Origin of the sequence: Paenibacillus antibioticophila (assembly GCF_000455265.1) — a bacterium.
GTDB lineage: Bacteria > Bacillota > Bacilli > Paenibacillales > Paenibacillaceae > Fontibacillus > Fontibacillus antibioticophila.
This window is the reverse complement of the sequence record NZ_HG005139.1, coordinates 503158-524106: the sequence shown is the minus strand read 5'-3', so window position 1 is coordinate 524106 and position 20949 is coordinate 503158. Positions and strand designations below refer to the sequence as shown.

At 50.7% G+C, this 20949-nt stretch carries 22 protein-coding genes and 1 pseudogene; 12 read left to right on the top strand and 11 right to left on the bottom strand.

Annotated features, from left to right (window positions below; all coding sequences use genetic code 11):
* The first annotated feature begins 193 nt into the window (after window positions 1–193).
* Window positions 194–1198 (top strand): lipoate--protein ligase, encoded by a 1005-nt coding sequence (locus tag TX85_RS02245; protein WP_044477521.1) that lies wholly within the window; start codon window positions 194–196, stop codon window positions 1196–1198.
* Window positions 1199–1394: 196 nt separating this feature from the next.
* Window positions 1395–1601 (top strand): hypothetical protein, encoded by a 207-nt coding sequence (locus tag TX85_RS02240; RefSeq protein ID WP_044477520.1) that lies wholly within the window; start codon window positions 1395–1397, stop codon window positions 1599–1601.
* 428 nt (window positions 1602–2029) lie between these two features.
* Here the strand turns inward: TX85_RS02240 and TX85_RS26670 are convergent, their stop codons facing one another.
* The gene (locus tag TX85_RS26670) at window positions 2030–2179 is read right to left on the bottom strand and encodes a hypothetical protein (protein ID WP_158297291.1); all 150 of its coding nucleotides are present in this window, start codon (window positions 2177–2179) and stop codon (window positions 2030–2032) included.
* Between the two features lie 171 nt (window positions 2180–2350).
* Between TX85_RS26670 and TX85_RS02235 the strand changes: the two genes are divergently transcribed.
* A complete protein-coding gene (locus TX85_RS02235) occupies window positions 2351–3253 on the top strand; it encodes a DMT family transporter (protein WP_044477519.1) in 903 nt (300 codons plus the stop codon).
* Between the two features lie 38 nt (window positions 3254–3291).
* Window positions 3292–4095 (top strand): Cof-type HAD-IIB family hydrolase, encoded by an 804-nt coding sequence (locus tag TX85_RS02230; protein ID WP_044477518.1) that lies wholly within the window; start codon window positions 3292–3294, stop codon window positions 4093–4095.
* 378 nt (window positions 4096–4473) lie between these two features.
* Here TX85_RS02230 and TX85_RS02225 read toward each other — a convergent pair whose 3' ends face one another.
* From TX85_RS02225 to TX85_RS02215, 3 genes are all read right to left on the bottom strand, one after another.
* Window positions 4474–5211, bottom strand: coding sequence for an MBL fold metallo-hydrolase (locus tag TX85_RS02225; RefSeq protein ID WP_044479738.1), 738 nt, complete (start codon window positions 5209–5211; stop codon window positions 4474–4476).
* Window positions 5212–5287: 76 nt separating this feature from the next.
* Window positions 5288–6184, bottom strand: coding sequence for an anti-sigma factor domain-containing protein (locus TX85_RS02220; protein ID WP_148444316.1), 897 nt, complete (start codon window positions 6182–6184; stop codon window positions 5288–5290).
* On the bottom strand, window positions 6150–6764 hold the full coding sequence (locus TX85_RS02215) for an RNA polymerase sigma factor (RefSeq protein WP_044477516.1): 615 nt from the start codon (window positions 6762–6764) through the stop codon (window positions 6150–6152). The genes TX85_RS02220 and TX85_RS02215 overlap by 35 nt, the downstream gene beginning before the upstream one ends.
* Before the next feature lie 169 nt (window positions 6765–6933).
* On the opposite strand from TX85_RS02215, the gene TX85_RS02210 reads away from it, so the two are divergent.
* From TX85_RS02210 to TX85_RS25670, 4 genes and pseudogenes are all read left to right on the top strand, one after another.
* Entirely contained in the window at window positions 6934–8094 is a 1161-nt protein-coding gene (locus TX85_RS02210) for a COG1470 family protein (RefSeq protein WP_044477515.1), read from the top strand.
* A gap of 3 nt (window positions 8095–8097) precedes the next feature.
* Window positions 8098–9120, top strand: a complete 1023-nt coding sequence (locus TX85_RS02205; protein WP_044477513.1) for an ABC transporter ATP-binding protein — start codon at window positions 8098–8100, stop codon at window positions 9118–9120.
* A complete protein-coding gene (locus tag TX85_RS02200) occupies window positions 9117–10196 on the top strand; it encodes an ABC transporter permease (RefSeq protein ID WP_081671614.1) in 1080 nt (359 codons plus the stop codon). The genes TX85_RS02205 and TX85_RS02200 overlap by 4 nt, the downstream gene beginning before the upstream one ends.
* Before the next feature lie 315 nt (window positions 10197–10511).
* Window positions 10512–10785 (top strand): annotated as a pseudogene (locus TX85_RS25670) (IS1182 family transposase); the annotation flags it as partial.
* A gap of 89 nt (window positions 10786–10874) precedes the next feature.
* Here TX85_RS25670 and TX85_RS02195 read toward each other — a convergent pair.
* Window positions 10875–11939, bottom strand: coding sequence for a sulfate/molybdate ABC transporter ATP-binding protein (locus tag TX85_RS02195; RefSeq protein ID WP_044477511.1), 1065 nt, complete (start codon window positions 11937–11939; stop codon window positions 10875–10877).
* Window positions 11940–12162: 223 nt separating this feature from the next.
* On the opposite strand from TX85_RS02195, the gene TX85_RS02190 reads away from it, so the two are divergent.
* Complete coding sequence (locus tag TX85_RS02190) at window positions 12163–12585, top strand: secondary thiamine-phosphate synthase enzyme YjbQ (RefSeq protein ID WP_044477509.1); 423 nt, start codon at window positions 12163–12165, stop codon at window positions 12583–12585.
* A gap of 328 nt (window positions 12586–12913) precedes the next feature.
* Here TX85_RS02190 and TX85_RS02185 read toward each other — a convergent pair whose 3' ends face one another.
* From TX85_RS02185 to TX85_RS02175, 3 genes are all read right to left on the bottom strand, one after another.
* Entirely contained in the window at window positions 12914–13510 is a 597-nt protein-coding gene (locus TX85_RS02185) for a TetR/AcrR family transcriptional regulator (protein WP_044477508.1), read from the bottom strand.
* Between the two features lie 5 nt (window positions 13511–13515).
* Window positions 13516–14148: a YigZ family protein gene (locus tag TX85_RS02180; protein ID WP_044477506.1), complete on the bottom strand. Its 633-nt coding sequence runs from the start codon at window positions 14146–14148 to the stop codon at window positions 13516–13518.
* Between the two features lie 100 nt (window positions 14149–14248).
* Window positions 14249–15604: a glucose-6-phosphate isomerase gene (locus tag TX85_RS02175; protein ID WP_044477505.1), complete on the bottom strand. Its 1356-nt coding sequence runs from the start codon at window positions 15602–15604 to the stop codon at window positions 14249–14251.
* A gap of 183 nt (window positions 15605–15787) precedes the next feature.
* Between TX85_RS02175 and TX85_RS02170 the strand changes: the two genes are divergently transcribed.
* Both TX85_RS02170 and TX85_RS02165 read left to right on the top strand, forming a co-directional pair.
* Window positions 15788–16693, top strand: a complete 906-nt coding sequence (locus TX85_RS02170; protein ID WP_044477504.1) for an NAD(P)-dependent oxidoreductase — start codon at window positions 15788–15790, stop codon at window positions 16691–16693.
* Window positions 16694–16727: 34 nt separating this feature from the next.
* The gene (locus TX85_RS02165; RefSeq protein WP_044477502.1) at window positions 16728–17117 is read left to right on the top strand and encodes a VOC family protein; all 390 of its coding nucleotides are present in this window, start codon (window positions 16728–16730) and stop codon (window positions 17115–17117) included.
* A 124-nt stretch (window positions 17118–17241) separates the two neighbouring features.
* On the opposite strand, the gene ppnP is transcribed toward TX85_RS02165, so the two are convergent.
* From ppnP to TX85_RS28125, 3 genes are all read right to left on the bottom strand, one after another.
* On the bottom strand, window positions 17242–17565 hold the full coding sequence (gene ppnP, locus TX85_RS02160) for a pyrimidine/purine nucleoside phosphorylase (RefSeq protein WP_044479736.1): 324 nt from the start codon (window positions 17563–17565) through the stop codon (window positions 17242–17244).
* 41 nt (window positions 17566–17606) lie between these two features.
* The gene (gene tkt, locus TX85_RS02155) at window positions 17607–19631 is read right to left on the bottom strand and encodes a transketolase (protein ID WP_044477501.1); all 2025 of its coding nucleotides are present in this window, start codon (window positions 19629–19631) and stop codon (window positions 17607–17609) included.
* Window positions 19632–19779: 148 nt separating this feature from the next.
* Window positions 19780–19932, bottom strand: coding sequence for an AraC family transcriptional regulator (locus TX85_RS28125; protein ID WP_392391805.1), 153 nt, complete (start codon window positions 19930–19932; stop codon window positions 19780–19782).
* A 385-nt stretch (window positions 19933–20317) separates the two neighbouring features.
* Here TX85_RS28125 and TX85_RS02150 point away from each other — a divergent pair, with 385 nt between their 5' ends.
* Window positions 20318–20584: a hypothetical protein gene (locus tag TX85_RS02150; RefSeq protein ID WP_044477499.1), complete on the top strand. Its 267-nt coding sequence runs from the start codon at window positions 20318–20320 to the stop codon at window positions 20582–20584.
* The last annotated feature ends 365 nt before the right edge of the window (window positions 20585–20949 follow it).

Sequence of the window (20949 nt, the reverse complement as noted above, 5' to 3'; positions counted from 1 at the left end):
TCTGCAACCCTTTATTCACGAACCAAATCTCCAGCCATTCAGGTGAAGTCTACCATACCCCGATCAGAAAATTAACCCCGCAGGCTATGAGTTGTTGAATTCAAATCCGCGCTTTTTTTTGCCGAAAATTGGTTTACAATAGAGAGAGCATATAGACAAGCAAATATTTTATTGGACAAGGGGGATTACTTTCATGCTGTTTATCGACAATCAAGGCATTACCGATGCTTCCGTAAACCTGGCGATTGAGGAATATGCGCTGAGACACCTTCCGCTGGAGGACGACAGTTATCTGTTGTTCTATATTAATGCGCCTTCAATTATCATCGGCAAGCATCAGAATACGATCGAAGAAATTAATCAGGAATACGTCAAGGAGAACGACATTCAGGTCGTTCGCCGGCTGTCCGGTGGCGGTGCAGTCTATCATGACCTCGGCAATCTGAACTTCAGCTTCATCACCAAGGATGACGGCCAGTCCTTCCATAACTTCCGCAAGTTTACCGAGCCTGTGGTAGAAGCGCTGCGGTCCCTTGGCGTAAATGCCGAATTAAGCGGACGCAATGATCTGCAGGTCGGCGAGCAGAAGATTTCCGGCAACGCTCAATTTTCGACCAGAGGACGGATGTTCAGCCACGGTACTTTAATGTTCAACCTCAACCTGGATGATGTGCAGGCTTCTCTTCATGCCAATCCGGAGAAATTCAAATCCAAGAGCACAAAATCCGTACGCAGCCGTGTCGCCAACATTCTCAGCTTCATGGACAAAGACATGACGATCGAGGAATTCCGCAGCGAGCTGCTCCGTCATATCTTCGGCATGGAGCCGAAGGACGTTCCGCAATACAAGCTTAAGGAAGAGGATTGGAACAAAATTCACGAGATTTCCCGGGATCGCTACAAGAACTGGGATTGGAACTACGGGCTTTCACCGGAAAGCAATGTCAAGCACGCGAAGAAATTCCCTGTCGGCATTATCGACCTCCGTATGAATATTAAGGACGGCTATATTCAAGGAATCAAAATCTATGGTGACTTTTTTGGCGTCGGCGATGTCACAGATATTGAGGACAAGCTCCGCGGGCTTCGTTATGAGGAGCATGATGTTCGCTCTGCATTAGAGGATGTGGACGTGAAGCATTATTTTGGCAACTTGGAAAAAGAAGACTTCATCGGCCTGGTATTCCTGGAAGATTAATAATTTTACAGCCCGTCTCTTCCTGCGAACCGATATCCACAGCCCGGAAAGCATTCCCTGCCTCCGGGCTGTTCGCTTGTACGGATTTATAGTAAACTGGCATATTTTTATATCCCTCCCCTTTTATCTCTATCAGACTGGTTCATCTTTTCATAGGATGTACTATTCCTGAAGAGAAAGAGGGTGAGCAGATTCTATGAATCGTAGAATTGAGCGGCTTCGCCGACAAGCCAGGGCATGGATCGGAAGACGGGTAGATATCGATCGCTTTAACGGAAACGACCTGGAAGGCGTCATTGTCGCTGTCAGAGAGGACTATCTCGTTCTCCGCATCCGCAGAAACGGAGAAAACGTCAGGGTGAGAGTCAATTTTACGAACATTGAGGATATCGATCTGGATTAGTCAGCCCCTCCCCTTCCCTTGGGCATGAATCCAAATCAAGCAATTCATAGTATCCCGCAATGAAATTCGCCGCCAACTTCTTCATCCGCTCATAGGCATAGGAGGCCCGCCCGCCTCTCTATGCCTTTTCGATGACAATGCAATTTTAATGCCTTTTGGCACTTATTTCACCGCATGAGCCCTACGCCTGAAAATTTTAATGCCTTTTGGCACTAAAATAATGCCCAGTCCGGCCATTGCAACGAATTTTAATGCCTTTTGGCACTAAAATATGCTCAGCTTGGCCCCAGCAAGGAATTTTAGTGCCTTTTGGCATTTATTTCGCCGCACGAGCGCCCACGTCAGCAATTTTGATGAGATTCTGCGCTATAATCGCCGTACCGGCTCCTAATTTATTCGGCTAGTAGCGACACAGTAGCACTGGGTAGCTACTTGTTCTCTTGTTCTCTTGTTCTCTTGTTCTCTTGTTCTCTTGTTCTCTTGTTCTCTTGTTCTCTTGTTCTCTTGTTCTCTTGTTTTCTTGTTTTCTTGTTTTCTTGTTCTCTTGTTTTCATGCTTTCTTGTTCTCTTGTTTTCATGTTCTCTTGTTCTATTCGTGCTACTCGTTTTGCTTGTCCTATTCAATCCTCTAGTTATGCATGGTTTGCCGTTCTGGCTGCTCAAGTCCTACATAACTGTATTCCGTCCTTGTCAATTTTTCTGCAGCAATGTACAATTTGATCACTTGTGTTCAAAAGGAGGCCCACTAATTGAAACGATCCCGAATTGCTGATGCCGGCCTTCTGTTGGTTGCTTTGATGTGGGGCTGTACCTTCCTGATCGTGCAGCATGCCGTCCGCGTACTCCCGCCGCTTGCCTTTAACGGAATCCGGTTTATTGGAGCTGCGCTCCTTCTCCTTCTGATTATCGGCATATTCTACCGCTCCGAATTAAGAAAGCTATCTTGGCCGATGGTCGGACATGCTGTCATTCTGGGAGGATTGCTCTTCCTCGGATACGGCTTTCAAACGGTTGGGCTCTTGTATACCACCACGTCCAACACCGGCTTTATTACCGGGCTATCGGTTGTGTTGGTCCCGCTATTTTCATTGCTGCTATTAAAGACACCTATCACGCGTTTTACGCTTGGCAGTATTGTACTTGCTGCAATCGGATTGTATTTGCTTGCTTTTGCAGAATCCGGATATACGATGAACCGTGGGGATTTGCTGGTCTTTCTATGTGCAATCGCCTTTGCGCTTCATGTCGCCTATACCGGTGTATTTGCCCCAAAATATCCGGCCTTGCCTTTAACGGCTCTGCAAATGGCTGTTGTCGGCATTCTCAGCTTGCTTGGCTCCGCGTTCACCGAACAGGTCGGAAGCCTGGAGCAAGTTATTCCTTTGCTATGGAAATCAGAGGTGCTATGGGCTCTCTGCATTTCGATCGGTCCAACCAGCGCTTTTGCCTTCTGGATCCAGACCTCTTGCCAGAAATATACGAGTCCTGCCCGGGTTGCCGTAATATTTGCCATGGAGCCCGTCTTTGCGGCAATTACCGGCGTCCTCTTCGGTGGAGAAATTTTGGGCATGGCAGCGATTGTGGGGTGCGGATGTATTTTAGCAGGAATGCTCCTGTCGGAATTGAAATCTCCGAACCTTAAGGTACAATAGAGACAGTCTGTAAGTTAGAGATAAAGGAGAGAGACGTATTGTACAAGTTAATTGCCATCGACATCGACGACACCCTGATTAATGATGAAAAGGAAGTTACTCCCGCCACGCAACAAGCACTGGAGCAGGCAATCGCTCAAGACGTCGTCGTGACGCTTGCAACCGGGCGCGCCTACGCATCAGCACAAGCTATTGCGCGCCAGACCGGACTGAATGTGCCGATCATTACTTATCAAGGCGCCCTTGTGAAAAACCTGCTGGACGAGGAAGTGTTGTATGAACGCTATGTCCCCGTCGAAGCGGCAACAAAGCTGTTCGAGTATTGCATCCGGCATAATCTGCATTTGCAGACTTACATTGATGATAAACTGTACTCAAGAGAAGATAATGACAAGATTAAGGAATATACCGCTCTGAACCGGACTCCTTATTATGTGGAACCCGACTTCAAAAAGCTGGTCGACCAGCCTACGCCTAAGATGCTCATCATCGATGAGCCTGCTTTTCTGGACGAACTCGGACCAAAGCTGCGTGAATTGTTGGGCGACCAGGTGCATATCACCAAATCGAAGCCGAACTTCCTGGAAATCATGCATCACGAAGGCACTAAGGGCCATGCGCTGAAGTTCCTCGCCGCCCATTTCGGCTGCTCGCCTTCAGATTGTATTGCTATCGGTGATTCCTGGAATGACCACGAGATGCTTGAGGCTGCAGGTCTGGGTGTAGCAATGGGCAATGCGATTCCGGCGTTGAAGGAAATTGCGGATTATGTCACCTTGAGCAACAACGAGGATGGCGTGAAGCATGTGATCGAGAAGTTTATTCTAGGCCAGGAGAATTAATTACAGCCCTGTAGTAGCTAAACATAAGAAGGCACGTTAAAGAGGCAACGTGTGAAGTATGCTTTCGATCGCTGTTGTTCACGGATTTCTTCAATTGGACCAAGTTCTGACAGGGAGGAAATCCGCTCACAAAGGCGAACGCTCCGCTTCTACAGCAAACTTCACACTTATGCCCTAGCTACTTTGCCTTTACAGTTTAACTGCAATGCGCTGTGCTGCAAGAAGATCCGCTTTTCCACGAATGCAATGCATACCGAGCGCGTGCCTGAAGTTGCTTCCGTATCACGTTCGAGTGTTCATTCGCCGAGACAAGTGCCGCGTTTCTGATATGTTTAAAAAGCGGATTTACAGGACGAAGGCCCTGCAAATCCGCTTTTTCTATTCCAGAATTACACATTCATCCGTTTTAGCAAAGCCTGCCTGCTCCGGCAAATGATAATCCTGCCGCAAATCTATATCATGCGACATATGTGTGAATCTCGTCTGTCTGGGTTTAAGCTTCTTCAGCAGTTCCAGCGCTTCTGTCACATCGTAAACGGAGCGGGTAGAGAACTCAGCCTTCTCCTGATAGAAGCTTGTGCCTAGCACAAGCAGATCCAGATCATACAGCGGTTGGAGCTGCTCATCCGGAAGCGCAATGGAGTCCGGGCAATAGGCCCAGGCAAAATCATCCTGCTCCAGACGATAGGCATAGGAGTATCCGTTTTTCCCGTGATTCACCTTCCAGCCGGTTACCTTCCAGCCGCAGAGATCACTTCCGCCGTCCACCGTATGGAGATCCAGATTTCGATCCAGCCAGGGATATTGTCTTAGAATCTGCTCAAGCACCTCCTGAGGAGCATGCAGCTGACCCCGGCGATCCAGCCAGCGGCAGGCATCCGCCCATTCCGGCAGCCCTCCGATATGATCGAAATGAGCATGCGTGACAAGGATGGTTCCTGCGAACCGCAGGCCTCGTCTCTCCATAGCGCTGCGCCAATCGGGACCGCAATCGATCAGAAATCCATCACCTTCATCGGATTCAACGGACACCATGGAACGATAACGACGATTCACTCCGCCGCTCCGTGCTTCCTGGCATACCTCGCATTCGCAATAAACCCGCGGTACCCCCATCGCGTCTCCGGTGCCTAAAAATACCAGTCTGTCCTTCAAGTCGCACCCTCTCTCTACTCTTCCATCCGTTCGGAAGCTATTGTTGATTCAGCTTGAATTGGATCACGGGCGCCATTCCATCAGGATGCACCATCTCTACAGGCTCAATAGTCAATTCCAGCATATTGGCCCTTCGGAGTTCATCACGGTTTTTAACATAAAGATGAGCGCGGAGCTGGTGATATTGAAGCAACCCCAGACTGTCCCTGCCATCGTCACGAACAGCCCAAACCCTGACGCTTCGATTGACATCGGGAACAAGACCATCCACGAGCATCAAAAGCTCCTCTGAGCCCTGATTGTACCAAAGCATTCCGAACTCCGTACCCGACTGTCCGATCTGAATCGGATAAGCGATGCTATTCGGATTAGACATTAATGTCGCAGCGGACGGCTCATAATCCTGAACATATTGCCCCCACGCATCATGCTCTCTTTGGGTATATTGCGTGAAAAGAAGTCCGAACGCAATAAGCAGCAGACAGCAGGATGCGGCAATCCACATGCCGGCACGACGGCCTCCGGATAGAAGGGAACGTGCATAGCGGAGCAATCCCAGCAGGCGCACCCGGGTTCTTAGCCGGAGGCGAAGCCATTCTGAAGGCAGCCGCTCCGGTTCAGCCGAATTGCTGTCCTTACCAAAATGGGCTAATGCCCCCCGGTCCCTGGGCTTTGTCTCGGCTGTGTCGTCGGTATACTCCTCCTCCAGCATGCTTCTCCAATAACGCTCCTGATCCCGGCAATACGAGCATTCCAGCAAATGCTGTCCCAAGCGCTCGGCTTCTCTCTCCGGCAAGCTCCCCATCACCAGGTCAACCCAGACTTCTTCCGGATAGAAAGACGAGCAGAAACGGGAAGCTCCGGCCTTCCCCTCTTTGCAGGAATGGGCAGAGAAAGTATTATCCCTCAGTCGATTGTGCCGATTCGTGTCCATCCTGTCCGCTCCCTTCCGTTACGGCCATCCAGCCTTGCTTTTCCAATTGTTTGCGCAGGTTGCCAAGTCCATATCTCATCCACGACTTCACAGTCCCTAGCGGCACGTTCCAGGCATCCGACATTTGACGCTGAGTTTGCATGAAAAAGTAGGACCCGATAATCGCCTTTCTTTGCGAAATCGGCAGTGAGATCACTGCCTCCTTCACTGCTTCACGTTCCAAACGCGCCAGCGCCATGTCTTCTCCCGATGCAGCTCTGCCCTTGAACTCCAGATTGCAATCCTGAGTTGGAACCACCCGCTGCTTTCTCCGTAACCGATCCAGACAACGGCTTCTCGTCATGACTGCCATCCAGGCTTTAATGCTCCCGCGCCCAGCATCATAGTCCCGCCCCTTACGAAGCGCCTCCAAAAAAACCTCATGGCAAATATCCTCGGCTTCCATTCGGTCCCCGATGGTCTTCATTGCCACCTGCATGATAAATGGAGCAAGCTCGCTATAGAATACGTCGAAGGCTTCAACGGAGCCCTCTCCCATTTCTTTCAGCGCACGTGCCAACCTTTCATTTTGCAGGCTCATGTCCGTCCCCCCTGAAACGAAGCATCTCCCTCTGTACCCCGTTTTACCAGAAAAATCCCGGTTTGAAAAGCCGTTTTAAAAAAATTCGCGGCCGATTAAATCCAATCGGCCTTCCTGTTCGTATCATAGACGATTTATACTTTTACATCGTTCAAGGAGGAATTCACGCATGCTTTCATCACTTCGAAAAGCAGCTCTGCTGCTGCTTACGCTGTTCACTGCCCTTGGGTTCAGTGGATTTATCCAGGCACCCGAAGCCAGGGCGGCCGATGCTCTCGAGCTGTACACGCCTTATGTAGATTGGTCCGCAGCCCCCGGCGAAACCGTATCCTATTCGATCGAATTGATCAACCATAGTTCATCCACCCTGACTGCCGATATTACGCTGGACCAAGGCGGCAACAACTGGGAATCCGTCATGACAGCCGGAGGGCGCGATATTTCGAAATTAGCTGTAAAACCCGATGAGTCTCAAACTATCAGTCTTCAGCTCGAAGTGCCGCTGCAGGTGGATAAAGGCCGCTATACATTTACCCTTCGTGCAGGCCAAGCTGTTCTTCCGTTAGTCATCCATGTTTCGGAACAAGGAACGTTTAATACCGAGTTGAGTGTAGACCAGGCGAATATGGAAGGGTATTCGGATTCCAGCTTTACGTATAGCGCCGTGCTGCGCAACCGCACCTCTACCACCCAAACCTATGCACTCACCGCCCAAGCACCCAGCGGATGGGATGTGCGTTTCAAATCCGACGGGACCAGTGTAACCTCTGTTGAGGTAGAGCCAAACACGGAAAAATCGATCTCTATAGAAGTAAAGCCAGCAGAAATGGTTCAGGCTGACACCTATACGATTCCGATCGCCGCATCTAGTGGAGATTCAATGGCACAGGCTGAATTAGAAGCCGTCATTACCGGCACCTATGGCATGGAATTGACAACAAGCAACAATCTATTGAGTGCGGACATTCAGTCGGGAGGTACGCGTAAGCTGGACTTCGTCGTACACAATACGGGGACCGCTGAGCTTCAGGATCTTTCTTTTTCCGCCAATGCGCCAACCGGATGGGAAGTATCCTTCTCCCCATCGACAATAACATCCATCGCTCCAGGAGAGAGTAAGCCCGTTCAAGCCACGATCAAATCAAGTAACAAATCGCTGGCAGGCGACTATGTGGTCAGTGTAACCGCAAATTCATCTGCTAAAAGCGCCTCTGCCGATCTGCGAATTACTGTGGAGTCCTCGGTCATATGGGGATGGATCGGAGTTCTGATTATTCTGGCCGTCGTTGCAGGAATCTACTATCTGTTCCGGAAATTCGGGAGAAGATAAGCCATGACCAGATCACTGCAAATTGAAACGGCAGATCAGACAGCGATTATTGAGCTTGAGGGCTTGACCAAAAGATACGGGGACATGACGGCTGTAGATCATCTTGATTTGCGAATTGCCAAGGGAGAAATCTTTGGTTTGCTTGGACCGAACGGAGCCGGTAAAACAACGACGATTCTCATGATGCTCGGATTAACCGAGCCGTCCTCCGGGCAAGCCAAAATCTGCGGTCATGACCCGGTATGGGAGGCATTGTCGGTAAAACGGAAGGTCGGCTATTTGCCGGACGATGTAGGATTTTATGATGACCGGAGCGCAATCGATAATTTGGTCTACACAGCCAGATTAAATGGACTCAATAAGACGGAAGCCCGTGAGCGAGCCTACTCTCTGTTAGAGAAGACCGGACTTACCGATAGCGCCGGCAAGAAGGTTGGTACCTTCTCCAGGGGCATGCGTCAGAGACTCGGTTTGGCCGATGTGCTGATTAAGCAGCCTGAGGTCATTATTCTTGATGAGCCCACATTGGGTATTGACCCGGAGGGTGTTCGCGAGCTGCTTGGACTGATCTCCTCCCTTAGCCGGGACGAAGGGTTGACTGTCCTTCTGTCTTCCCATCATTTGCATCAGGTCCAGCAGATTTGTGACCGTGTGGGGATTTTTGTAAAGGGAAAATTGATCGCGGCCGGCGATATTCGGACGCTGTCCAATGAGCTTAATCAGGACGGAAGTGTGTTTATTGAGATTGGCGCCGTCTCTTGGCCGCAAGGCCTGACAGAGCAGCTCCAAGCCCTGGACGGGGTCAAGGAGATCCTTCCTCTGGAATCTGAACCGGGCTCGTTTGAGTATCCTGCTGTTGACGGAGAGCAGCCCCGGTTATTCACGATCGTCTGCAGTTATGATCTTACACCGTTGATTGCCGAGACCGTCATTCAGAGTCAGGCCGAGCTTATTTACCTGAGACGGAAGGAATTCGGATTGGATGACATCTATCACCGGTTCTTTGAAGGGAGGACAGATCAATGAAATCCATGGAAGCCCCGCTTCAGCAGCACATCCGGAATGTCATAAACAGGTTCAAAGAGAGCATCCGAAAAATACTGCAAAAGGATAAGCCCGCCGGCACTCCTCGTGAGCGCAGCTCCGTCTCATCCCTTCGTATCATGATCGGCAAGGAAATCGGCGACCATATTTATTCCTGGCGCTTCGTCATTCTAATCGGTATCATTCTCCTCGCCTGCATCGGCTCGATTTACGGTGCTGTATCTGCTATTCGCGGGGGATCGCTTGATAATAACACCGGAGGAGACGAATTTCTCTTTCTTCGCATGTTCACACTAACCAGTACAAGCTTGTCTATTCCTTCATTTACTACATTTCTGTCCTGGATGGGACCTTTAATCGGAATTGCACTCGGATTTGATGCGGTTAATTCTGAGCGGAACAAGGGAACGCTTGGACGCTTGCTCTCTCAACCGATCTATCGCGATGATTTTATCATCGCCAAATTCATGGCGGCCTTGTTCCTGATCTTTGTCGTCGTCTTCTCCCTTGGCTTCCTTGTAATGGGGCTAAGTCTGTTCACCATCGGCTATCCGCCGACACCGGAGGAGTTCATCCGCATCGTGATGTTCTTGTTCATTGCCGTCATATACATCGGATTCTGGCTGAACCTGTCCATTTTGTTTTCAATCCGCTTCAGACAGGCTGCGACCTCGGCGCTTTCATCGATCGCAGTATGGTTGTTCTTTACGATCTTCTACAGCATGATTATCGGACTGGTGAACAGTGCGACCGCTGTACCGCAAACTGCCGATGTCTCGGCCCAGCTTCGTCAGATGAACCTGGTGTTGATGCTGAACAGACTATCGCCAACCGAGCTTTTCTCCGAGACAATCACAACATTGCTCACGCCAGGCATTCGCTCGCTTGGACCGCTAACTATGGATCAATTAGTCGGTGCGATCTCAAGTCCCCTGTCTTTGGGGCAGAGCCTTCTGCTGGTCTGGCCGCAGCTCACCTGTCTGATCGCGGCGACAATGGTCTGCTTTGGCATCTCCTATGCCCTGTTTATGCGTCAAGAGGTTCGTTCCAGAGCCTGAATCCTCTAAAAATACAAAGGGGGTGTCCCAGAAGTCATCATAAGATGACTGAGGGGCACCCTCTTTCATTTCGTCAAACAAAAAGAAACCGCTCTCTGGAGAATGGAGGTACGACCCAAACATAAACCACAAGGAGACGGTTTCTTTGTACATACTTGGTCTAACGGACATTTTGGCTGCTTAGAGAGTAGAATCGAGTGAACCAGAGCCGTTTGAGCATCCTAAGCGCCCGAAATGTCCGTTAACCCTTCGAATCATGAGAACAAGTCTGCTAAAAGTCCAGAATGTCCGTTAGCGAGTTTAAAATATCCGACAGCGATATTAGGGAAGAGAAACAGCTTCAGTAAAACAGATCATGACGCTGCCTTTATGCGAATGAAAGAAGACCCCATGCGAATCGGTCAACTAATGCCAGGCTATAATGTCCAGGTTGGCACTGAGCGTCAATTCACCTATCGGCTACAGTCTGCACCAGCGACCGACCGACATGCGCTGCCTCATCCCGCATCTTGAACAAGTAAAATCTCAGTTAGGACAGCTCCCGGGCACCATCATCGCCGATGCCGGCTATGGCGGTGAAGAGGGTTATGCCCTTTCGCCAAGAAGAGGGGGTGAAGTTTGAAGCAAGACTGGATTGCTAGTGGACAAGATGATGGCTCTCCATTGTTCACCACGCTTCTAGATCATCACCGTGATCGGGCCGCCCTTTAACGGATTTTCTACGATCCAGCTCTTCTCGTCATTGAACAGGTAAGCCCGGTGTACCAGAACCCTGACCTCCTGCCCCGCCTTCAATGTCTCCTTCTCCAGCGAACGGAAGGTGGTCAGGACATGCCCGCCAACCTCAACTTCTACCAACCACTCGCTTCCCCGGAAATGGGTATGCTTCACCACCCCGGAAGAGGTCGCCGAGAGCAAGGTGAATTCATGCTCGCTGCCTACCTCCAGATATTCCGGACGGATAAGCGCCTTCGTATTGCCGTCTCCTGCTTCTTGCTCAAATCCCTTTAAATCAGCGGCTCGATGAATCAAAGTCGATTGTCCTACAAAGGAGGCCACGAATGGCGTATTAGGCGCCTTGTAGATGTCCCATGGAGAACCCTTCTGCTCAAGTCTTCCTTCATTAATAATCATAATCTCGTCCGCCACCTCAATAGCCTCATCCTGATCATGGGTTACGAAAATGGAGGTGATGCCAACTCGCTCGATCAGTTCACGCAGCCAGGAGCGCAGCTCCTGCCGGATCTTCGCGTCGATAGCGGCAAACGGCTCATCAAGCAGCAGCAATTGCGGCTCTGGCGCCAAAGCTCTTGCAAAGGCAACCCGCTGCCGTTGTCCGCCGGATAGCTGATGAGGGTAGCGCTTTTCAAAGCCCGAAAGGCCCGTTAGCTCAACCAGCTCCAGCACCCGTTCCCGGATCCGGTTCTTGGGCAGCTTCTTCACTTGAAGACCAAAGGCGATATTATCGAATACGGTCATGTGCTTGAACAAGGCGTAACTCTGGAATACAAAGCCGATGCCCCGATCCTGCGGAGCCAGAGCATTCACGCTCTCCCCATGGAACAGGATTTCGCCGGAATCAGGCTGCTCCAGGCCAGCCAGCATACGGAGGATGGAGGTCTTGCCTCCTCCGCTTGGGCCAAGAAGTCCGATCAGTTGCCCCTTTTCAATCCCAAAGCTGACATCCTTCACCGCATGAAAATTGCCGAAATGCTTATCCAGATTACGAACCTCCACATGCATGGTCGAGCACATCCCTTCTCCGCTATCATCATATACTCAATATAACTTATTCTTATATAAATACTTGGAATTAACTTATACACACTTTACCAAACCGTCTAAGGTACGTCAATCCTTATCCCGTACGTGATTTGAAAATGCATAAACTTTATCGTATTGCACTGCTCCTCTGAACGGGTACAATACAACTAAAGAGTAATTTAGCTGAATAGGAGGGACCCGCATGCTTCATACCATTGAGTTGACCACCACCAAACGCGATGAAATGAGGGACATTACCAGAGAGGTCATTTCACTCGTGCAACAAAGCGGCGTAAAGTCCGGACTGGTTGTTGTATATAGTCCCCACACCACTGCTGGAATCGCCATCAATGAGAATGCAGACCCTGACGTCAAGCATGACGTTCTGCTTCGCCTGGATGAAGTCTTTCCTTGGAAGCATCCGGGCTACAGACATGCCGAGGGCAACACCGCCTCACATCTAAAAGCAATTACCACCGGAACCTCTCAAACAGTAATCATTCAAGATGGGAAGGTATTGCTCGGCCGCTGGCAAGGCATTTATTTTTGCGAATTTGACGGCCCGCGTCACCGTCAATGCCTGATCAAGATTATTCCCGACCCCGATGTACAGAAATTTGACTGACATCGTAATACAAGTACACGCAATAAGGGGGAGGAGAAAAGAAGAAACGTCCCTCAAAGACATTCGTTAGATGGGCAGCCGGCGTAGACGAATAGCCGGAGTAGATGATTAGCCAGCGTTCGGGTGCACCCTCTTGAAGAAGCTGCTTGCATTGCTGTGACACATACCAAACAAAAAAGTGGGGCGAAAACCCGGAACCCGGTTTTTCGCCCCACTTTTTTACCGGGACTAATCAGCCCCATTCTCATACGTTAATCATTTAGCGTGTTGATGAATTACTGCTATGCAAGAGTGAATGGATAAAGTGCAGACTTCTAAAAAAACGCCTTTACGACGTCATACGATAAGAGCTTTGACTTAACATCTTGACATGAGCAATTGCAGCAGGACGAATATCCTCAAAAGTCAGGCGGTCCTGAATATAAAACGATATAAACCCATGTATGCCCAGAAACATGCTGAGCGGAAGCGAAGAATTTTGCTCCAGAGGATGTTTTTCTTCCGCTAGAAAGCCCCTCACAATCTTCTCAAACATGTCAAAGCACTTTGCCTGTTCCACCTTGCAATAGGACAGGATTTCTTCATCCCGGAGCATGAACATAATCTCATACTGATAAGGATTCTCCAACCCGAATTTGATGAAATCAAGCATCAGCTGCTCCAGACGCGTCAAGCCGTCCATCGGAGGACGCTTTGTCACCTGCTCGCACATCCGCGCCAGATGATTAAAATCCTGAACGACAATCGCATAGAACAATTCAGCCTTTTCCTTGAAGTGATAATAGAGTGAGCCATGACTATAGCCCAAATGCTGACCGATACTCCGCATGGAAATGCCGCGGTATCCCTTCGTAATGAACAGATGCCTCGCTGCGTCCATAATTCTTTCCCTCGACAACTCCTGCTCTACTGCTCTTCTTGCCATAGGCTTTATTCCCCTTCGATAAAGTAAACCTTGTCACCTTCCGTCAAGACGGCCTGCCCCTGTGTCAGATCAATCATCCAGTTCCTAAACGTCTCCGTCTCAGCATTTAGCGGCAAACACAACAATGTAACCTTGTCTGCAAACGCCGTAGTTCCGGTTCGAATTCCCCGGCTTCTCAGCTCATTTTCCACCTTGCCCAGCCAGGTATAATCCAGCTCTACGAAAATCTCACGGTGAAGCACGCGCGTAATTGCTTCTCCCGCTTCAATCGCAGCGACCGCCCCGTCGGTATAAGCCCGAATCAGTCCGCCCGCTCCCAGCATAATACCGCCAAAATAACGGGTGACCACGATGGCGACATCCTTTAGCCCCTGATTCCGGATCACCTCAAGAATCGGCTTCCCCGCAGTTCCGCTTGGCTCTCCGTCATCGGACTGCTTCTGGATCTCGTCCCGTTCGCCAAGCATATAAGCAGAGCAATTATGAGTCGCATTCCAATGGCGCTTCTTGATCTCCTCAATAAACGCGACGGCCTCTTCCTCATGCTGCACCGGCTTGATATGACCGATGAACCTTGACTTTTTTATGACGATTTCTTTGTCTCCGGCTCCGCGAACCGTTCTGTACCGTTCCAGCATATGACATCATCCTTATGAATGTGCCAAGAAGCAGCCCGACCGATAAGGGTATCGGCGAACTGCTTCCTGGCGGCGTGATTCCTGCCTGTAAGGGGCTTGATTATTCGGAAAGTCTAGCTTCCAGCTCCGCCTTTTCTTTCTCATAGCCCGGTTTGCCGAGCAATGCGAACATGTTCTTCTTATAGGCTTCAACTCCAGGCTGATCGAACGGGTTAACGCCCATCAGATAGCCGCTGATACCGCAGGCCTTTTCAAAGAAGTATACCAGATATCCGAAGGAATATGGAGTCAAGTCCGGAATATTCACAACCAGGTTCGGAACCTGACCGTCCGTGTGTGCAAGAAGCGTGCCTTGGAATGCCTTCTTGTTCACGAAGTCCAGGGTCTTGCCTGCAAGGAAGTTCAGTCCGTCAAGGTCTGCCGGATCTTCCTCAATCGTGATATGGCTAGGGACCTCGGTGACTTGAATAACCGTTTCAAAAATGTTCCGGTTGCCTTCTTGGATGAACTGTCCCATCGAATGAAGATCTGTGGAGAAATCAACAGCCGCCGGGAAAATCCCCTTGTAGTCCTTGCCTTCGCTTTCACCGTACAATTGCTTCCACCATTCCGAAACGTAATGCAGGGAAGGCTCATAGTTAACGAGAATTTCAGTTACCTTGCCCTTGCGGTACAATGCATTACGAACTGCAGCATATTGGTAGCTGGCATTCTCGGCCAGGTTCGGGTTGCTGTATTCTTTGGCAGCATCAGCTGCCCCTTGCATCATCTCTTCGATGCTGATTCCGGCAGTCGCAATAGGCAAGAGTCCTACAGCTGTCAGTACGGAATAACGTCCGCCCACATCGTCCGGAATAACGAAGGTTTCATATCCTTCCTCGTTAGCCAGCTTTTTGAGCGCACCCTTCTCACGGTCCGTGGTAGCGTAGATCCGGTTGCGGGCTTCTTCCTTGCCATACTTCTTCTCCAGCGCCGCGCGGAAGATGCGGAACGCAATTGCAGGCTCGGTGGTCGTACCGGATTTGGAGATGACATTGACCGAGAAGTCCTTGCCTTCGATCAGGTCAAGCAAGTGATTGACGTACGTAGAGCTGATATTGTTACCGGCAAAATAAATTTCCGGAGTCTTGCGCTTGTCCTTCGGCAATGTGTTATAGAACGAATGGGAGAGAGATTCGATAGCTGCACGGGCTCCAAGGTAGGAACCACCGATGCCGATCACGATAAGCACTTCCGAATCGCTTTGGATCTTGGCAGCAGCCTTTTGAATGCGGGCGAACTCCTCTTTGTCATAGGCTGTCGGGAGATCGATCCAGCCCAGAAAATCCGAGCCTGCTCCAGTGCCTTCATGTAACTGCTCATGAGCCGCACGCACTTGTGCTTCCAGGTTATCAACTTCATGCTGCCCTACAAATTGCAGCGCTGTGCTGTAATCAAAAGTGACTTTCTTAGACATGATGAAAATTACCTCCATCTAATTATTTGATCTCACTGCCTATCCCGCCGGACAAACCAAGTATCAACTTGTAATTAGGATACTGTAAAATATACCCGAAAACAAGGACATATTGTACACCCCGCAGACGTCCGTGCTAAAATGAATCTGTATTGTTCAACACACACCAGGAGGGTGACAACGATGAAAAAAATCGGATTTATCGGTCTGGGAACCATGGGAGCTCCTATGGCCGCAAACCTGCTGAAGCAATCATTTGAAGTGATCGTATACAACCGGACAGCCTCTAAATGCGAGCCATTGGTCGCTCTTGGCGCAAGCGCCGCCCCCACTCCGCGCGAGGCTGCCAGTCAAGCTGACACGGTCATTACGATGGTCAGTGACGATTCTTCCATCGCAGCGGTATATGAAGGCGAAGAAGGCCTGCTTGCCGGTCTGCGTCAAGGCGCCACCGTCATCGATTGCAGCACCGTCTCGCCAGCTTTGGTTCGGGAGACAGCCTCCAAGGTTGAAGCACTGGGTAGTGCATTCCTGGACGCGCCGGTGACCGGCAGCTCGCCTGCCGCCATCGACGGAACGCTGGTCTTTATGGTCGGCGGCCGCAGCGATGTGCTTCAAGGCCAAATGGATATCTTTGATTGCCTGGGCAAGAAGGTGCTCCATATGGGTGACAACGGAACCGGCGCTGTCGCCAAGCTGGCTCATAACACCATCGTAGGCATCAATAATCTGGCGCTGGCCGAAGGCTTCTCCATCGCCGCCAAGTCAGGCCTCCCTGCGGAACGGTTCCTGGAGCTTGTGCAGCTCGGTTCAGCAGGCAGCAAGGCTGCCGAATTGAAAGGCCGCAAGATTATTGAGCATGACTTCACCAATCAATTTTCACTCGCACTCATGCTCAAGGATCTGAAGCTGGCCTCCAGTCTTACCGACGGGGCTTCGATCCCTTCCCCGATGCTTAATCTGGCCAAGAGCCTGTTCCAGGCCGGACAAACTCAGGGCTATGGCGAAGAGGACTTATCGTCTGTCGTGAAAGTCTACGAAAGCTGGATCGGGCAGAAAATCGGTGATGCTCCCAAGCCTGAGCTTTAAACCTTGAAAAAAGCAACATGAAGGGGTGAATCCTTTGGGATTACTACATCATATCGAGATTTACGTATCAGACCTTAAACGTTCGGCCGAGTTCTGGGGGTGGTTTCTGTCAGAGCTTGGTTATACGCCATATCAGCAATGGGAAGAAGGTCGTAGTTGGAAATTAGGAGACACCTACCTTGTGTTTGTTCAAGCAAAAGAAAAACACTTAGACGTGCCATACAATCGTTGTCGGGTAGGACTGAATCATTTGGCATTCCATGCGATTTCGAGAAAACAAGTGGATGAGTTGACTGTAAAGGTTCGTTCCAAGGGAATGAACGTGCTTTACCAAGACAAGCATCCTTTCGCGGGCGGAGAGAACTATTATGCTCTGTTTTTCGAAGACCCCGACCGAATAAAGGTCGAATTAGTTGCTCCATAAATTGTCTCTGCGCACTTCACATATATCAAATAGCAACAATTTTCACGAAAACAGCCTAAAGAAAAAAGGCAGGTTCCCTCATCATAAAGCAGGGTCCCTGCCTTTTCGGTTTGTTTATGAAGCCTTAAGCACCGGAGCCGTAGGAGCAGCAATAATCCGTCACACTCCGGACCTCCAGCTTAAAGGATGAGCGGGCCGGAACCGTGAAGGTTCCCCGGCCGCTGATTTCACGCCATAGCGTCTCGCCCGGAAGAAGAACCTTCAGATCGCCGGACAGAATGTCCATGACTTCAAGCGAATCGGTTCCGAATTCATATTCTCCGGGCAGCATAATGCCCAGCGTAATTTTGCTTCCGTTCGGAAGCCATACGCTTCTGCTCGTCACTTTGCCGTCGAAATAAATATTGGCCGCCTTGTCCACCGTAACATTCTTGAATTGCTGCTCCATCTCCATACCCCTCTCCAGCGCCTAATCTAGTCTCTCCCGGGTTAGTTCAACTGTTCCTTCACATGCTTCACAACATTTTCTACCGTGAAGCCATATTCAGCAATGACGCGGTCGCCAGGAGCGGATGCGCCAAACGTGTTAATTCCGATGATGGAGCCCTTTTCACCCACATAACGCTCCCAGCCAAATGGATGCGCCATTTCAATGGCTACGCGTGCTTTGACTTCAGGCAGGATGACCGAATCCTTGTAAGCTTGATCCTGCTTGTCGAACAAATCCCAGCTAGGCAGACTGACTACGCGAACGTGAATACCTTCTTCCGCCAAAGCAGCCTGTGCTTTTACCGCCAATTGTACCTCAGAGCCTGTAGCGATCAGTTGAGCAACCGGCTTGCCGTCTTTGGCATCGGAGACCACATAACCGCCGCGCGCAACACCTTCACGTGCAGAAACATCCGTGCCTTCCAGAATCGGCAGGTTTTGACGAGTCAGCACAAGCGCAACTGGATTCGAGGTATTCTCTACCGCATAAGCCCATGCAGCCGAGGTTTCATTGCCATCGGCAGGACGGATCACCGTCAGGCCTGGAATGATGCGAAGGGATGCCAGTTGTTCAATCGGCTCATGCGTAGGTCCGTCCTCACCGACAGCAATACTGTCGTGGGTCAGCACATAGGTAACCGGCAGCTTCATAATGGAAGAAAGGCGTACGGCCGGACGCAGATAGTCGGTGAAGACAAAGAAGGTTCCGCCGAATACCTTCAGACCGCTGTGCAGAGCAATCCCGTTCATGGCTGCTGCCATACCGAATTCACGCACACCGAAGTACAGGTTGCGGCCTTCGCGGCTTTGCGGAGTATATACCGTCAAGCCCTTCAAATGCGTCATTGTAGAGCTCTCCAGGTCGGCAGAGCCGCCAAGGAGCTGAGGAACGCCCGCAGCAAGCCCATTCAATGCATTTCCGGAGGCAACGCGAGTCGAGACAGCCTTGTCGCTGGAGGTGTACTTAGGAAGCGCTGCATCCCAGCCTTCCGGAAGCTTGCCTGCAACAGCCAGCTCAAATTGAGCGGCAAGTTCAGGATATTCTGCCTTATATTTGTCCAGCGTTTGCTTCCAAGTGTTATAAGCGGAAATGCCCCGCTCCTTCACTTTTGCAAAGTGCTCACGTACTTCCTCAGGCACATAGAAATCTTCTTCGTATACCCATTTGTAGAATTCCTTGGTCAGTTTAGCTTCTTCAGCGCCGAGCGGGGAACCGTGCGTACCGCCATGGCCGCCCTTGCCTTGCTTGTTCGGGCTGCCGTAGCCGATGATCGTCTTCACCTCGATCAGGGTTGGACGCTCCGTGTCGCGCTTGGCTTCTTCAATTGCAGCTTCGATCGCCGCCAGATCATTGCCGTCTTCCACACGCAATGTCTGCCAGCCGTAAGCCTCAAAGCGTTGTCTTACATTCTCGGAAAAGCTCAGGTTCAGCTCGCCGTCGAGCGAGATGTCATTGGAGTCATACAGGAAGATCAATTTGCCCAGCTTCAAATGCCCGGCAAGAGAAGCAGCTTCACTAGCAACGCCTTCCATCAGGTCCCCGTCGCCGCAGATGCCGTAAGTATAATGATCAACCAGTTTCAGATCACCTTTATTATAAGTTGCTGCCAGTTGAGTCTCGGCCAGAGCCATCCCCACTGCCATGGCAATCCCTTGACCAAGCGGCCCGGTGGTAGCGTCCACGCCGGCGGTGTGTCCGAACTCCGGATGTCCAGGTGTCTTGCTTCCCCATTGACGGAATTGCTTCAATTCATCCAATGACAGATCATAGCCTGACAGGTGGAGCAAGCTGTATAACAACATTGAGCCATGTCCTGCAGACAGTACGAACCGGTCGCGGTTCACCCAATCAGGTTGATCCGGATTGTGATTCATCGTCTTCGCGAACAGCTGGTATCCCATCGGTGCGGAACCCATCGGCATCCCCGGATGCCCGGATTTCGCCTTCTCAATCGCGTCGATCGCCAGCGTCCGAATCGTGGTAATCGATAAATTGTCAATCGTTGTGTTGTCAGAGAGTGGCATTTCATTTCCTCCTTGGTCATGGAAATTGCACGTGCAAAACATTCAAATTGAAAAGATCATTTTGACTTTATCTATTGTAACACTTCATTCCTTCGTTTTCCATACCATTATTCCAACATTGCACAACTTATAGCCGTTCGCCGCTGAATTAAGAAATGATGTTTACTTGCTGCTGGTGACGGTACTCCGTCGGCGTCAACTGATAGCGTCTGCGGAACACCTGGGTAAAATGCCGGGCATCCCTACAGCAGAAATCTCTCCGATATCGGCGTGTGGTGACACCCGTACCGTCCCACCGCACGCCGGGAGCTGCGCGCGGTGCAGAATCGAGTTAACCCGGAGAATGCGAACTGAAACGAACTGAAACGGAGCCTTCAAGTACTGAGGCAAATGGGATCGGACATCCTGCTGGACATCCTGCTGGAATCCTCCAGTCCTCCCTTCCGCTTTGATCGAGGTCAGAAACAACTGGAACTCGATAGTTTGTTTTTTTAGGTTTTGGATATATAAAAACCATCAGCCCGGTTGGGGCTGACGGTTTTGCTTATCTCATATTTGAGCTGGCACCTTCGACAGCGTCGTTTATACGAAATATCGTATAAAACCATCGAGTTGACCCCTTTGGAGGCAGTGCTTGTACGAAATTTCGTACAAAAACATCGAGATAGCTCTTTAGGGGGCAGTTTTTGTATGAATTTCCGTACAAAATCTCCGAACTGGCTGTTTCCACGATGGACTTTATACGAATCTTCGTACAAAACCGGTGTGCAGGAGACAGGCAGAAGGCAGGCATGTGGGCATTTGTACGAATTATCGTACAAACCATCGAATTGGCTCCTTTGGAGGCAGTGCTTGTACGGATCTTCGTACATAAATCCAACATGTCCCAGGGATGCATCACGAATCACGAATCACGAATCACGAATAACAAATACAATAACAAATACGAATAATAAATCACGAATGAGTGTTTGTGAATTCGGAAGCTGCGCACTGCGCGGGGCGGAGCTACCGCCGCCCGCCCCGGCGCTTGGCCTCCAGCAGGCGGCCAAGCCGTTCTTGCCCGGGTGCGGAGACTGAGTCCGCACCCGGCTCCGGCTTCGTCTCCTCCACGGGTGGAGACGAAGGCTCGGTCCGCGCGCCTGCGGCCGCGGGCCTTGCGGCGGCGTCCGCCCCGCTGCGCGGCGGACGAACTGGCGGCGCCTCCGCAGGCGCGCCGCCTTCTTCGGCGCTGACCCCGCGGTCGCGGTCAGCGCCAGCAGCACTGCCGCCGTAGAACGCGGCAGTACGGGATTTGCGGGCGGCCAACCGGCCCAGC